Genomic DNA, 13,334 nt, shown 5'->3' with positions numbered 1-13,334 from the left:
ATCGTGAACAAGAGGCGCATTGTGGACTCCGGCAGTCATCGCCAGAAGAATACCGCTTAATACCTTTTGCTTCGAAAAAAGCGCCAAGTAACGACCATATCCATAACCCGGAGGGCGGCGCACAGGATGTGCGCCGTTTTTCGACCGAGGCATGGATGCCGAGTCGAAAAATCTCCGTGACCTCCACGCTGCGAGGTGTGCTCTTGCCAAGGAGGCCATTTCTTTTGGTTACTTTTCTTTGGGCCAGCAAAGAAAAGTGACCCGCTGCGGAGCAGTGGAATGCTCTTGCTCTTGAAGCAAAAAGGCAAAGTCAAAATGGATCCCGGCTTCCGCCGGGATGACGAGCAAGATTATTGCTGCCGCAATGCCTCGATCGGATCCAGCAACGACGCCTTCCGCGCCGGGTAATAGCCGAAGAACAATCCGGTCGCGATCGAGAACCCCGCCGCCAACCCGATCACATTTGCATTCAACGCCACCGGCAACGAACCGAACTTGCCCACGAGCAATGCCCCGACGATGCCCACCGCGATCCCGATCGCACCACCGATCAGCGAAATCAGCATCGCCTCCGCGAGGAACTGCCGACGCACGTCGCCAGGCCCAGCACCGACCGCCATGCGCAGCCCGATCTCGCGGATGCGCTCAGTCACCGACACCAGCATGATGTTCATGATGCCGATGCCGCCGACGATCAGCGAGATCGAGGCCACCGCGCCCAGCAGCAGCGACATCAGTTTGGTCGCCTGCGTGCGGGTCGCGACGATCTCGGCGATGTTGCGCACGTTGAAATCATCATCACCGCCGGGCTGGATCTTGTGCCGTTGCCGCAACAGCGCTTCGACTTCGCCCTGTACGTAGCTGAGGTCGTCCGCTCGTGCGACGCCAAGCGCGATCTGCATCACCGCATCCGGCGCCAGGCCCATCGATCCCATCAATCGACGGCGTGCGGTATCCAGTGGCACCACCACGATGTCGTCCTGGTCCTGGCCGAATCCGCCCTGCCCCTTCGGCTTGAGCGTACCGACCACGGTGAACGGCACACGGCCAAGACGCACGGTCTGACCGAGCGGACTTTCATCGCCGAACAATTCGCGGCGCACCGTCTCGCCCAGGATCACGACCTTGCCTGCGCCGCTGTAGTCGCGGCTGTCGAAGCCATCGCCACTGGCCAGCGTCCAACCGTTGATGTCGAACCAGTCGGCCTGCACGCCCTGCCAACTGCCAGCCCAGTTGCTCTCGGCGTAGACGAGCTGGCTGTTGCCGCGCAACGTGCTGGCGACGAACTGCACCTCGGGAATCTCGGCGCGGATCGCGTCGGCGTCTTCCTGGGTCAGGGTGAAGAAATTGCTGCCGCCGATGCGCACGCCGCCGAAACCGCGGCCGGAGCCGGGGCTGATGTCGAGCCGGTTGGAGCCGAGTCCCGAGACCAGCTTGTCGATCTCGCGCTGCGTGCCCTGCCCGACCGACACCATCACGATCACCGCCGCGATGCCGATGATCACGCCGAGCGACGTCAGCGCGCTGCGCAGCCAGTTGCCGCGCAGGGCGAAGACGGCGGTGCGCAGGACTTCCAGGAAATTCATGCGGCCGCCTGCTCGTGCAGTTCACCGTCGCGCATCGCGAAGATGCGATCGCAATGCTGGGCGACATCGGGATCGTGGGTGATCAGCACCACCGTGTGGTCTTCGGCTTGCAGGCGTTTGAACAGAGCCAGGATTTCCTCACCGGTCTTGCTGTCGAGTGCGCCGGTCGGTTCGTCCGCGAGGAGAATCGGCGGCCGGTTGATCAACGCGCGCGCGATCGCCACGCGCTGCTGCTGGCCGCCCGACAGTTCGCTCGGACGGTGGCCTTCGCGATTGGCGAGCCCGACCGCGGCCAGGGCCGCGTGCGCGCGCTGAAGTCGTTCTTCGCGATGGACGTTGGCGTACCCCATCGGCATCGCCACGTTTTCCAACGCGTTCATCCGCGGCAGCAGGTTGAAGCCCTGGAAGACGAAGCCGATCTTGTCCAATCGCAACCGCGCGCGTTGCTCGGCATCGAGCGTGGCGATGTCGACACCATCGCAGTGGTAGCTGCCGAAGGTGGGTGTATCGAGGCAGCCGATCAGGTTCATCAGCGTCGACTTGCCGGAACCGGACGGCCCCATGATCGCGACGAATTCGCCACGACGGATCCGCAGGTCGACATCGCGTAGTGCGATCACTTCCGCCTCGCTGCCGGCCGCGTAGACCTTGCCGAGGCCGCGGGTCTCGATGACGGTCGCGTGCGTCGCCACCTCGTTCACGACTTCTCCACCGCGCGTTCGGTGCCGATGACGATCTGCTCGTCCTCACGGATGTCGCCGGACACTTCGGTGCTGCTGCCGTCGGACACACCGACACGCACCGTCACCGGTTGCGGCTTGCCATCGACCAGCTTGTAGAGCGGTGCGCGGCGTGCACTGACCAGTGCGGCGACTTCACTGTCCCATCGCGCACGCTGCTTCTCGTCGAGACTGGCGCGGAAGGCGGCGAATTGCTGGTTGAAGCGTTCCTGCATGCGCTGGCGCATCGCGCCGCTCGTCCCGCCGCCGGGGTTGGCGCTGCGTTGCTGTCCGCCGCCCGGTCCGCGACCGAACAGCACACTCGCACCGCCGCCGTTTTGTGACGCCGCGGGCGCTACGCGCGCGGCCATGCGTTCGCGCATCTGCACAAGCGCAGCGTCGAACGCCACCTGTTGCGTCGGGTTGAGCTGCAGCGACTGCGCAAGGCGCGGCAGATCCGTCGCCATGCCGCCACTGCGCATCGCCGGGGCACCGGCGGTCGCGGTGGCGGGGTCTTCTTCGGTTGGTTTGTAGCGCAAGGCCGCATTCGGCACTTTCAGCACGCCGTCGCGGCGACTGACTTCGATTTCGGCATTGACCGTCATGCCGGGCAACAGGCTGCGGTCGCTGTTGTCGGCGGTCACCACCACCGGATAGGTGATCACGTTGTTGGTGTTGGTCGCCGACAACCGTACCTGCTGCACGCGACCGCGGAAGCTGCGCTCCGGGAACGCATCGACGGTGAAATTGACGTTCTGCCCGGCCTTGACCTGGCCGATGTCGGCCTCGTCGATCGCCAGCACGATCTCCATCTGCGACAGGTCTTCCGCGATCTGGAACAACACCGGTGCCTGCAGGCTCGCGGCCACGGTCTGCCCCGGTTCGATCGAACGCGTCAACACCACGCCGTCGACCGGCGAACGGATCACAGTGCGCTGCAGATTGAGCCGCGTGGTCTGCGTCGACGCCTGTTGCTGCGTGATCTGCGCTTGCGCTGCGTTCAACTGCGCGCGCGCCTGGTCGCGTGCAGCGCGGGCCAGGTCGAGATCGCCGCGCGCGATCAGTTGCTGCTGGGCAAGCTCGACCTTGCGCGAGTAATCGGCCTCGGCGTTGCGCAGCACGGCCTGCGCGGTGGCGAGGCTGGCGCGAGCGCTGGCGACGGCGGCCGAGCCTTGGGCGATCTGCGCTTCATACGTGCTCGGATCGATCCGCGCGATCACCTGGCCTTTTTCGACGCGGTCGTTGAAGTCGACCAGGACGTCGGTGACCTGCCCCGAGATCTGGCTGCCGACATCCACCGTGGAAATCGCCGCAAGCGTGCCAGTGGCGGAAATCGCCACGCGGATGTCACCGCGCTCGACCGACGCCGTGCGGTAGCCACCGTTGCCGTCCCCGGCTTTGCGCTGGCTCCACCACCACCCAGCGGCAAGCACCGCCAGCACGACTGCGACAACAAGAAGGATGCGGTTGCGGGACGACGGACGGACTGGAGGCATGCGCGAGTCTGGCAGTAAGAAAGGGGACGAGCCGAACGCTAACGCGTCCGGTCGCGCAAGGTTGACCGCGCAGGAAGCGATCAGTTCAGGGTCCGAACAGGATCGTGACCGTCGTCCCCGCGCCGGGCGTGCTGGTCATGTGCACGCCCCAGCCGAAGCGTTCCCCGAGCCGGCGCACGATCGATAAGCCCAGCCCCATGCTGCCGGGCCGGTCGGGAACGGTATCGCTGGCGCGGTAGAACGGGTCGAAAGCGCGCGCAAGCGTCGCCTGCGACATGCCGATGCCGGTATCACGCACGCTGACACGGTCGGCTTCGAGGCGCACTTCGATACTGCCGCGGTCGGTGAAGGTGCAGGCATTGGTGAGCAGGTTGCCGAGCATCACACCGAGGACGCGCGGCGGCGCGTGCAGCCGCGGCGCCGCGATTTCGATCACGCGCAGTTCCACCGGCTTGTCGACGAGCAACAACTGCACGTTTTCGACTTCCTCGTGGACGATGTCGGCGACAGCGAAGTCCGTGCTGTGGATACCGACGTCCTCCTCGCGCGCAAGGATCAGGAAGGCATCGATCACGCCTTCCATGTCGCGCCCCGCGCGCTGGATGCGTTTCAGCGAACGCACGGTGCGCGGCGGGAGATCAGGCTCCGCAAGCAGCAGGTCGGAACCGACCCTGATCACGGTCAGCGGCGTACGCAGTTCGTGGCTGGCGTCGCGTGTGAAGTCGCGTTCGCGCGCGACGAACGCCTCGACCCGGCCGCCCAGCGCGTGCAGCGCCTGCGCCAGTTGCCTTGCCTCGCCGCTGCCGATGTCGGCCGGCAATCGTCCTGGGGCCAGGGCGCCGATGTCGGGTTTGCGCGGATCCCACTGCGCGACATGGCGCGCCAGCCAGGTTACGGGCTCCACAAGCCGTTTGGACGCGCGATACGCCAGCCACGACACCGCGAATACCGCGAGCAGCGCGACCACGATCGGCAGCACCGCGAAGCCGTACAACAACGCGTCGATACGCTCGCGGTAATAGACCAGGTACAACGTCCCCGGTGCGCGGCGCTCCACCCGCACCAGCAACTCCCGGCCAGGCAGCTCGTGGTATCCCGGCTGCAGGGCGGCGATCTGCGATGGCACGCCTTCCGTGCGCACGCCCGCGGGCACGAACCAGCCGTCGAGGTTGCGTGCATTCGGTACCGGGTAGGTGGGATCGTTCGCGCGCATCGCGAAGAAATCGGCGGCCTCGGCTTCGGAGGATTTCTTCACGAAACCAAGGTTGATCACCGCCGACACCACGTAACCGCCCACGAGCACGGCCAGGCTCACCATCACCACCTGCAGGATGAAGGCGATCCGGATCTTGCGAGGCAGACCCTGGGGCATGGCTAGGGCCTGTGACGACTACGCGGGCGGTTGTTCGATGTCGGCGATGCGATAGCCGGCACTCTGCACCGTGTGCAGCAGCGGCTTTTCGAACGGCTTGTCGATGGTCTTGCGCAGGTTGTACAGGTGACTGCGCAGAGTGTCCGAATCCGGCAGGCCATTGCCCCATATCTCGCGCTCGATTTCCTGGCGGCTGACCACGCGCGGCGATTCGCGCATCAGGATGGTCAGCAGCTTCAGTCCAATCGGCGAAAGCTGCAGCTCGTTGCCGCCGCGGGTGGCGCGCAGGCTGGCCGGATCGAGGACCAGGTCTGCGACCTTCAGGACCTCGGCGCCGACCTGGCGGCGTTCGCGGCGGATCAGGGCACGCAGCCGGGCCTCGAGCTCCTGGATCGCAAAGGGCTTGGTCAGGTAGTCGTCGGCGCCAGCGCTCAGACCAGTGAGTTTTTCATCAAGGGTGTCGCGCGCGGTCAGCATCAGCACCGGCGTGGACTTGCGGGCTTCCTCGCGCAGGCGCTTGCACACTTCCAGGCCATCGAGGCGCGGCAGCATCAGGTCGAGCACGACGACGTCGTAACTGTTCTCGGCGGCCAACCGGTAGCCGTCCAGCCCGTCCGAGGCGTAATCGACCTCGAATCCGCGACCTTCCAGGTATTCGCCGACCATCTCGGAGATATTGCGGTTGTCTTCGACGATGAGGACGAGCCCGGCGGGCTCTTCACTGCTGCGCATAGCGCCTCCTTGGGGAAGGTCATCTTCAGCTTTGTGAAGAGTGCCGTCCATCGGGTGGAGGTTCCGTGAAGACGTTAGGCTAGCGGCCGATTTCACCCCACACGTCGCCATGCCCATCGAACGCCTGCTGCCCATCGCCCTGCTGCTGGGTTCCAACGTCTTCATGACTTTCGCCTGGTACGGTCACCTCAAGTACAAGACTTCGCCCTTGCTGCCGGTGATCTTCGTCAGCTGGGGCATCGCCCTGTTCGAGTACACGCTGATGGTGCCGGCCAATCGCTGGGGCAGCGCGGTCTATTCGGCGCCGCAGCTCAAGGGCATGCAGGAGGTGATCACGCTGTTGGTCTTCGCCGGGTTCTCGGCCTGGTACCTGGGCGAACCGCTGAAGTGGAACCACTGGGCAGGGTTTGCGCTGATCGCCGTGGCCGCCTGGCTGATCTTCCTGGAGTGACTATCCCTGTAGGAGCGGCTTCAGCCGCGACCACTGGGAAAACCCTGATCAAACTCGTCACGATTCACCGATTTCCAAAGCCGGACGTAATGTCCATATTCTGGCCATGGGACGCTTTGCCTTGAGAAAGGGCCGATGGTCGATCACTGGCCAGATCTATCACGTCACCTTTCGAACAGCTGGAAGCGATCGTCATTTCGCTTCGTGGACCATCGCTACCGACGCCGCGAGGTTTCTGGCCGCGCCATCAGGATGGCGAAAGTCACGGCTTCTGGCCTGGGTGCTAATGCCAGACCACTGGCACGGCATGGTGGCATTAGGCGGCAACGAGCCGCTCTCTATCTGCATTGGGCGGCTCAAGGGAGCGAGTGCGCGCCACCTGCGGCAAACGCATCCCGGACTTGGACGCATTTGGGCAGCTGGCTATTACGACCGCGCGCTGCGTAGCGAGGACGACCTGCTTGCTGCAGCTCGTTATCTGGTGATGAACCCGATACGGGCCGGGACTTGCAAAAAAGGTAGGCGATTATCCGTTTTGGGACGCGATCTGGGTCGAGGATAGTCGCGGCTGAAGCCGCTCCTACAAGAAGTCGCTGTCAATGCTTCAGAACTTGATCTTGCCGACAAGGATGTCCTTGAACATCACCCAGTCGCCCATCAGCGAATACAGCGGATGTTTGAACGTCGCCGGTTTGTTGTGTTCGAAGAAGAAATGACCGACCCACGCGAAGGCATAGCCGCAAAGCGGCATTCCCAGCAGCCACCATGCATTGCGGGTGAAGATCGCCGCGGCGAGGAAACCCAGGACGCCGATGCTGCCGATGAAATGGAGGCGGCGCGAGATCAGGTTCTCGTGTTCTCCGAGGTAGAACGGATAGAACTCGCGGAAACTGTCGAAGCGGCTCATTTGTGTTCCCCGGCCTTGGCTCGATCCCAGTAGCGATCCTGCGCCTCCAGCGATAACGCGGACAAGTCGACACCATCCTCGGCTGCGAGGGCTTCCATCGCGCGGAAGCGGCGTTCGAACTTGTGGTTGGCACGACGCAGCGCGCTGCCGACGTCGACCTTGGCGTGGCGGGCGATGTTGGCGCAGACGAACAGCAGGTCGCCGATCTCGTCCTCGAGTTTGTCGCGGGCAATCGCGTCCTTGGGATCGGCGGCGACCGCGGCGAACTCGACGCGGACCTCGTCGATCTCTTCGTGCAGTTTCTCGATCACCGGCTCGGGGCCAGGCCAATCGAAGCCGACCTTGGCCGCCTTGTGCTGCAGCTTCACCGCGCGCTGCCACTCCGGTAGGCCACGGGCGATGCCGGCGAGTGCGGAGGTGTCCTCGTGCCCCGCGGCATCGCGCTCGCGGCGCTTGTGCTCGTCCCACTCACGGGTCTGCGCTTCGGCGTCCTCGACCGAGGCCCCGGCGAACACGTGCGGGTGCCGGCGCAGCATCTTGTCGCTGATCGCGGCGACCACGTCGCGGAAAGCGAATACACCCTGCTCCTCGGCCATGCGCGCATGGAACACGACCTGCAGCAGCAAGTCTCCGAGCTCGTCCTTCAACCCGTGCAGGTCGTGGCGGTCGATCGCGTCGGCGACTTCATAGGCCTCCTCGATCGTGTAGGGCGCGATGGTGGCGAAGGTCTGTTCGACGTCCCAGGGGCAGCCGGATTCGCGATCGCGCAAGCGCGCCATGATCGCGAGCAGATCGTCGATGTCGCCCGAAGCCATCGGCGCCGAATCGTTCATCGCATCAGGTTTCCAGCCAGTCCCGCCATGGCAGCCCCGGATCGCCGAGGGCGAGGAAGTCACCATTCAACAGCGTGTCGCGCTGGTTGTAGCGCAGGGGCCGGCCTTTCGGATCGATCACCACGCCACCTGCGGCTTCCAGCACGCATTGCCCCGCTGCGGTATCCCATTCACTGGTCGGGCCGAAGCGCGGATAGACATCCATGCCGCCTTCGGCCAGCTTGCAGAATTTCAGCGACGAGCCGAGGCCGATCGGCTCGACCTCACCCATCTTCGCGATGAAAGCTTCGGTGCGTGCATCGCGATGCGAACGACTGGCGGCAACGCGCAACGGCGCGCGTGCGGGACGACGGGTGTGCAAGGTCGTTTCGTCGTTGCCCTCGCGGCGAAACGCGCCGACGCCGCGCGTGGCGTGCCACAACGTGCCCGTCACCGGTGCCTGCACGATGCCGAAGACCGGCACGCCGTCTTCGATCAGTGCGAGGTTCACGCTGAATTCGCCATTGCGCTTGACGAATTCTCGGGTGCCGTCGAGCGGGTCGACCAGCCACAGGCGCTGCCAGCCGCAGCGCACATTCCAGGTCGCATCCTCCGCCGCTTCTTCCGACAGCACCGGGATATCCGGCGTCAGTCGTTCCAGGCCTTCGACCAGGATGCGGTGCGCGGCCAGATCGGCGGCCGTGAGCGGGCTGGCGTCCGCCTTGTGCTCGACTGCGAATGCGCTGTCGTAGATGCCGATGATCGCCGCGGCGGCATCGCGGGCGAGCGTGATCGCGCCTTCGCGCAGCGTGGTGTCGATTTTCATTGCGTTGCCTTCATTGGCTTGTCCTCAACCATTCGCGCGCGATGAACAGCGCCGCGATCGAGCGGCCTTCGGAGAAATCCTCGCGCAGGATCAGCTCATGCAGGCGATCGAATTTCCACGGCACCACTTCGAGTTCTTCGGGTTCGTCTCCGGGCAAGCGCTCCGGGTACAGCTCGCGGGCGATGACGAGATGGGTCTGGTGGCTCATGTAGGTCGGCGCCAGGCTCAGCGAACGCAGCACGTGCAGCGAGTGCGCGCCGTAGCCGGCTTCTTCCTTCAACTCGCGGTCCGCAGCCTGTTCAGGCGTTTCACCGGCATCGATGCGTCCTTTCACCAGGCCGAGTTCGTAGCGATGCACGCCGGCGGCGTATTCGCGCACCAGCAGGACCGTGTCGGCGTCGAGCATCGGCACCACGACCACCGCACCATGGCCGCGCCCGTGCAGGCGTTCGTAGCGGCGGCGTTCGCCGTTGTCGAATTCGAGATCGATCCGCTCCATCCGGTATGGACCGGCCTCGTGCTCGGTGATGCTGTGGATGGTCGGCAGCTTATGGCTCATTGCGCGGCTCCGGCGCCGCGGCGGGCAGCTTCTAGGCCAGCGGCTTTAAGGCAGGCCGCTTTGAGACAAAGGATAATGTCGGGATGAACGAAGGCACTCACGATGCGTCGATGATAGCCGACGCCGCGCACTGGCGAGCACGCGACCTCGCCGTACTGTGGCACCCCTGCACGCAGATGCGCGAGCATATGGACTCGGGCGCGCCCGCCGAGAACGGGCGCGGCGACGTCCTGCCGCTGGTGCCGATCGCGCACGGAGACGGCGCCTGGCTGGTCGGTCGCGACGGCCGTCGTTACCTCGACGCCGTATCGAGTTGGTGGACCAACCTGTTCGGCCATGCCGAGCCGCGCATCGCCGACGCGATCGCCGCGCAGGCGCGCACACTGGAACAGGTGATCCTGGCCGGTTTCTCGCACCAGCCCGCAGTCGAGCTTGCCGAAAAACTGTTGTCGCTGGCACCGCGCGAGGACGGACGCGCACCGCTGTCAAAAGTGTTCTACGCCGACAACGGTTCGGCCGGCGTGGAAGTGGCGCTGAAGATGGCGTTCCACTGGTTCCACAACCGCGGCGAGCACAAGCGTACGAAATTCATCGCGCTCGAGAACGGGTATCACGGCGAAACCATCGGCGCGCTCGCTGTCGGCGACATTCCGTTGTACCGACGTGTGTATGCGCCGTTGCTGGCGGAAGCCGTGTTCGCGCCGTCGCCGGACGCGTATCAGGCCGAGGCGGGTGAAAGTGCCATCGATTGCGCGGAACGCGCCGCCGTCGCATTGCGTGAATTGCTGGAACGCCACGCCGGTGAGATCTGTGCGCTGATCCTCGAGCCACGCGTGCAATGCGCTGGGGGCATGCGCATGCATGACCCCTTGTATTTGCAGCGTGCGCGCGAACTGTGCGACGCGCACGGGGTGTTCTTGATCGCCGACGAAATCGCGGTCGGCTTCGGTCGCACCGGCACCCTGTTCGCCTGCGAACAAGCGGGGGTCGCTCCGGATCTCCTGTGCCTGTCGAAAGGCCTCACCGGCGGCTTCCTGCCGCTGGCCGCCGTGTTGGCGACGCAAGACATTTACGACGGTTTCCTCGGCGATTCGCGCGAACGTGCCTTCCTGCATTCGCACAGTTATACCGGCAATCCACTGGCCTGCGCCGCGGCGCTGCGATCGCTGCAGATCTTCGACGAGGACGGCGTGCTCGCGCGCAATCGTGTCACGGCCACGCGGATGACCGAGCTCGCCGCCCCGTTGGCTGCGCATTCGCATGTCGCCGATGTACGCCAGGCCGGGATGATCGTCGCGTTCGAGCTGACCAGGCACGGCGACAAGTGCACGCCGTTCGATCCGGCGCTGCGCATCGGTCTGCGTGCCTATCGCGCCGCACTCGAACGCGGCGTGGTGCTACGCCCGCTCGGCGACGTGCTGTACTGGATGCCACCGTACTGCATCGACGAGGAACAGCTCGTACTGCTGGCGGAAACCACGCGCACGGCGATCGACGAGGCCACCGCATGCGCCTGACCCGCGTCCATGTCGATACCGTCTTGGCGACGGGCGCGAAGATCGTGCTGCCGGAAGATGCCGCCGCCCACCTGGTCCGCGTGCTGCGCCTGCAGCCGGGCGATGCCTGCGTGTTGTTCAACGGTGACGGCCATGACTACGATGCGCGCATTCTCGCGGCCAGCAAGCGCAGCGTCGAAGCCGAAGTCTTTGGCGCGCGCGTGATCGATAATGAATCGCCGCTGCAGATCACCCTGGTGCAAGGTGTCGCTCGCGGCGAGAAGATGGATCTGATCCTGCAGAAAGCGACTGAACTCGGCATCGCGGCTGTCGTGCCCGTGAGCAGCGAACGTAGCGAGGTCAGGCTCGAAGGCGAGCGCGCCGACAAGCGCGTGGCGCACTGGCGCAGCGTGGTGGTGTCGGCCTGCGAACAGAGTGGACGTGCGTGCGTGCCGGCCGTGGCTGCACCACTGCCGCTGCAATCGGCATTGACGCAATTGCCGGCAACGACTTCCGCACGCTTCCTGCTCGATCCCGAAGCGGCGCAGTCGACCGCAACCCTATCGTTGCCCGTGAACGCCGGATGCGTGCTCGCTGTGGGTCCGGAGGGCGGCTGGTCGCCGCGTGATCGTGAAATCCTGCGCGAAGCCGGGTTCAGCGGGCTGCGCCTCGGCCCGCGCATCCTGCGCACAGAAACCGCCGGGCTTGCCGCCATTGCCGCACTGCAAGCGCGATTCGGCGATCTCACGTAACGAGCGCCGGATTCGAGCCCCCTGGCGACAGCGCTCAGATCTTGAAGTAAACCCGCCGCGCATCGAGCCAGCGCATCAGGCCCCACCACAGCATGACGAAGGCGAGCGCGTAGGCCAACGACGGGAAGTACGCGCCAAACCGCGGGTCCATCCAATCGGCAAAGCCGTGCTGGTAGATGGGCGCCAGCCACCCGGCCGCCGCCAGCGCGTAAAGGAGCAACGCCGAGCCGGCATACGCCGTGATCGCGTTCACGCCGAACGCACGTCCGATCGCAGGACCGCGGTGACGATCGATCAGCCAGTGGCACAGCGCGAGCAACCAGCACGCCCAGCCACCGGTCCACAGCACGTACGACGACGTCCACAGATTCTTGTTGATGGGTAAAGCGAAAGACCAGGCATAGCCCAGGGTCAGCGCCATCGCACCCGCGAGCCATAGCAACCGGATCCGTCCCCGGCGCAGCCAGTCGCCGGCGCGCAGTCCGAGCAAAGTGGTGGCCAAGGCGCCGAGCGTGCTGAGCAAACCTTCCGGATCGTGGCCGCGCCCGGTGGCGTCGAACTCGTATACGTGCACGCCGAGCACCGCGCTATCGACACGGCTCGTGAGGTTGTCGAAGGGCGCATACGAGCCGCCGGCAGCGAGCAGGCCGGCGTAGCCAAGCAGCACGACGATCCACAAAATCCATTGCGCACGCGCCGGCAGGAACAGGGCGACCATCCCGGCAGCGGCGAAACACAGGCCGATCCGCTGCAGCACGCCCATCACCCGGTAGTGCGGCAGGTCGAATGCCCACCAGGCACACAAGTGCAGCAGCAATCCCAGCGCAACGATGCGCGCCGCCCGCACCATCACCGGTTTAGCCAGGCCTTGCGGCGGATCGCCGCGTTCCAGGCGCGGCGATAGCGACAGCGTGATCGAGACGCCGACGATGAACAGGAACAGCGGGAAGATCAGGTCGGTAGGCGTGCAGCCATGCCACGTCGCGTGTCGCAATGGCGCGTAGACGTGCCCCCAATCGCCTGGATTGTTGACCAGCAGCATCGCGGCGACCGTCATCCCACGCAGCGCGTCGACCGACGCGAACCGCATCGTCGACACGGATGTCATGCGAACAGAACCGCGCGGCAATCCAGCGCGGGCATCACGAAGCTCAGGCGGCTTGCGCCATCGCTTCGCCGATCAACGCTTCGACCGCACTCAGATCCGGTACGAACGCATCGTCCTCGTTGAGACGGACGCGGGCGCTGACGCCTGGCGGGAGGTCGGTGACTTCGTCGACCAGCAGGCTGTCGCGGGCAATGGTGACCAGTCGCGGGAAGCCTTGGGTCAGCACGGCGAAGTACGGCATCTTCGAATTGCCGCCGAACGCCTTGAGCACGATCACTTTGCTGCCGAGGCCGCCCTGTTCCTCGGCGATGCCGGACATGCGCGCGAACGCGATCAGCGGCAACTGCCAGCCGCGCCAGCGGATACGGCCGAGCAGCCAGTCCGGCGTGTTGTCGATGGCTTCCGGATCGGCGAAGGACAGTACTTCGGCGATGGTCGCGTTGGGCAGCAGCAAGCGTCCGCCAGCCACCTGGATCAAGACACCGCGGATGTCACTAGTGGTCGTCATCTCGTGAACC

The 13,334-nt window shown here is 65.2% G+C and carries 14 protein-coding genes; 3 read left to right on the top strand and 11 right to left on the bottom strand.

Annotation, left to right across the window (positions count from 1 at the left end):
- Positions 1–350: 350 nt before the first annotated feature.
- The 5 genes from MO486_RS07755 to MO486_RS07735 form a co-directional block, all read right to left on the bottom strand.
- On the bottom strand, positions 351–1,586 hold the full coding sequence (locus tag MO486_RS07755) for an ABC transporter permease (RefSeq protein WP_242905836.1): 1,236 nt from the start codon (positions 1,584–1,586) through the stop codon (positions 351–353).
- On the bottom strand, positions 1,583–2,287 hold the full coding sequence (locus MO486_RS07750) for an ABC transporter ATP-binding protein (protein ID WP_242905835.1): 705 nt from the start codon (positions 2,285–2,287) through the stop codon (positions 1,583–1,585). The genes MO486_RS07755 and MO486_RS07750 overlap by 4 nt, the downstream gene beginning before the upstream one ends.
- A complete protein-coding gene (locus MO486_RS07745; RefSeq protein WP_242905834.1) occupies positions 2,284–3,801 on the bottom strand; it encodes an efflux RND transporter periplasmic adaptor subunit in 1,518 nt (505 codons plus the stop codon). Before MO486_RS07745 ends, MO486_RS07750 begins: the two co-directional genes overlap by 4 nt.
- An 85-nt stretch (positions 3,802–3,886) precedes the next feature.
- Entirely contained in the window at positions 3,887–5,173 is a 1,287-nt protein-coding gene (locus MO486_RS07740; RefSeq protein WP_242905833.1) for a HAMP domain-containing sensor histidine kinase, read from the bottom strand.
- Between the two features lie 18 nt (positions 5,174–5,191).
- Positions 5,192–5,905: a response regulator transcription factor gene (locus tag MO486_RS07735; protein WP_242905832.1), complete on the bottom strand. Its 714-nt coding sequence runs from the start codon at positions 5,903–5,905 to the stop codon at positions 5,192–5,194.
- A gap of 109 nt (positions 5,906–6,014) precedes the next feature.
- Between MO486_RS07735 and MO486_RS07730 the strand changes: the two genes are divergently transcribed.
- A complete protein-coding gene (locus MO486_RS07730; protein WP_242905831.1) occupies positions 6,015–6,356 on the top strand; it encodes a DMT family protein in 342 nt (113 codons plus the stop codon).
- A 604-nt stretch (positions 6,357–6,960) separates the two neighbouring features.
- Here MO486_RS07730 and MO486_RS07725 read toward each other — a convergent pair.
- From MO486_RS07725 to nudE, 4 genes are read right to left on the bottom strand one after another with little or no spacing between them, the layout of a single operon-like run.
- Positions 6,961–7,263, bottom strand: a complete 303-nt coding sequence (locus MO486_RS07725) for an Mpo1-like protein (protein WP_242905830.1) — start codon at positions 7,261–7,263, stop codon at positions 6,961–6,963.
- A complete protein-coding gene (gene mazG / locus MO486_RS07720) occupies positions 7,260–8,096 on the bottom strand; it encodes a nucleoside triphosphate pyrophosphohydrolase (RefSeq protein ID WP_242905829.1) in 837 nt (278 codons plus the stop codon). Before mazG ends, MO486_RS07725 begins: the two co-directional genes overlap by 4 nt.
- Before the next feature lie 4 nt (positions 8,097–8,100).
- Positions 8,101–8,901: a 3'(2'),5'-bisphosphate nucleotidase CysQ gene (gene cysQ, locus MO486_RS07715; RefSeq protein WP_242905826.1), complete on the bottom strand. Its 801-nt coding sequence runs from the start codon at positions 8,899–8,901 to the stop codon at positions 8,101–8,103.
- A gap of 10 nt (positions 8,902–8,911) precedes the next feature.
- Positions 8,912–9,460 (bottom strand): ADP compounds hydrolase NudE, encoded by a 549-nt coding sequence (gene nudE / locus MO486_RS07710; RefSeq protein WP_242905825.1) that lies wholly within the window; start codon positions 9,458–9,460, stop codon positions 8,912–8,914.
- An 83-nt stretch (positions 9,461–9,543) separates the two neighbouring features.
- Here nudE and bioA point away from each other — a divergent pair, with 83 nt between their 5' ends.
- Positions 9,544–10,977 carry an adenosylmethionine--8-amino-7-oxononanoate transaminase gene (gene bioA, locus MO486_RS07705; RefSeq protein WP_242905823.1) on the top strand — a complete coding sequence of 478 codons (1,434 nt, stop codon included), beginning with the start codon at positions 9,544–9,546 and terminating at the stop codon, positions 10,975–10,977.
- Positions 10,968–11,708 carry a 16S rRNA (uracil(1498)-N(3))-methyltransferase gene (locus tag MO486_RS07700; RefSeq protein ID WP_242905821.1) on the top strand — a complete coding sequence of 247 codons (741 nt, stop codon included), beginning with the start codon at positions 10,968–10,970 and terminating at the stop codon, positions 11,706–11,708. Before bioA ends, MO486_RS07700 begins: the two co-directional genes overlap by 10 nt.
- A 34-nt stretch (positions 11,709–11,742) precedes the next feature.
- On the opposite strand, the gene MO486_RS07695 is transcribed toward MO486_RS07700, so the two are convergent.
- Positions 11,743–12,816 (bottom strand): heparan-alpha-glucosaminide N-acetyltransferase domain-containing protein, encoded by a 1,074-nt coding sequence (locus MO486_RS07695; protein ID WP_242905818.1) that lies wholly within the window; start codon positions 12,814–12,816, stop codon positions 11,743–11,745.
- Positions 12,817–12,859: 43 nt separating this feature from the next.
- The gene (locus tag MO486_RS07690; protein WP_242905816.1) at positions 12,860–13,324 is read right to left on the bottom strand and encodes a chemotaxis protein CheW; all 465 of its coding nucleotides are present in this window, start codon (positions 13,322–13,324) and stop codon (positions 12,860–12,862) included.
- Between the last annotated feature and the right edge of the window lie 10 nt (positions 13,325–13,334).

The organism is Lysobacter sp. CFH 32150, from assembly GCF_022758295.1.
Classification (GTDB): domain Bacteria; phylum Pseudomonadota; class Gammaproteobacteria; order Xanthomonadales; family Xanthomonadaceae; genus CFH-32150.
This window is presented reverse-complemented; position numbering and strand designations above follow the sequence as displayed.